At 51.6% G+C, this 448-nt stretch carries 1 protein-coding gene; it reads left to right on the top strand.

The window, feature by feature from the left end; translation table 11 throughout:
* Nucleotides 1-431: hypothetical protein (locus tag LK536_RS58520; RefSeq protein WP_506092303.1), on the top strand; the 431-nt coding region annotated here is incomplete at its 5' end.
* Between the last annotated feature and the right edge of the window lie 17 nt (nt 432-448).

Raw genomic sequence — 448 nt, 5'->3', positions numbered from 1 at the left:
AGAGGACGAGAGGGAAAAAGGAAAAGGAAAGAAGAAAAGAGGAAAAGAGGAAGGAAGGGGGAAGAAAGAGAAGGGGGGGAAAGGGAAGGGAAGAGGGAGGAGGGAAGAAGGAAAAGGAAGAGAAGGGGAAGAAAGGAGGGGGGAAGGGGGGGAAAAGAAGGAAGAGGGGGAAAAGAGGGAAAGAGAGGAAAAGAAAAAGAGGGGAAAGGAGGAGAAGGGGGAAGAGGAGAGAAAGAGGAGAGAAAGGGAAGGAAGGAGGAAAGGGGGAAGGGAAAGGGAAGGGAAGGGGGGAAGAGGGAAGAGGGAAAAAAAAAAGGGAGGGGGGAAAGGAGGAGAAAAGGAAAGAGGAGGAAGAAAAAAAGAGAAGGGAGGAAAAGAAAGGAAAAGAAGAGAGGAGGAAGAAGGGGCAGGAAGCCGCATCCCAGCCTTAAGCCTCTGCGCCATCCCC

Source organism: Clostridium pacaense (genome assembly GCF_020709765.2).
GTDB lineage: Bacteria > Bacillota > Clostridia > Lachnospirales > Lachnospiraceae > Enterocloster > Enterocloster hominis.
Note: the sequence above shows the minus strand (reverse complement) of the source record. Positions and strands in the feature narration are given on the sequence as shown.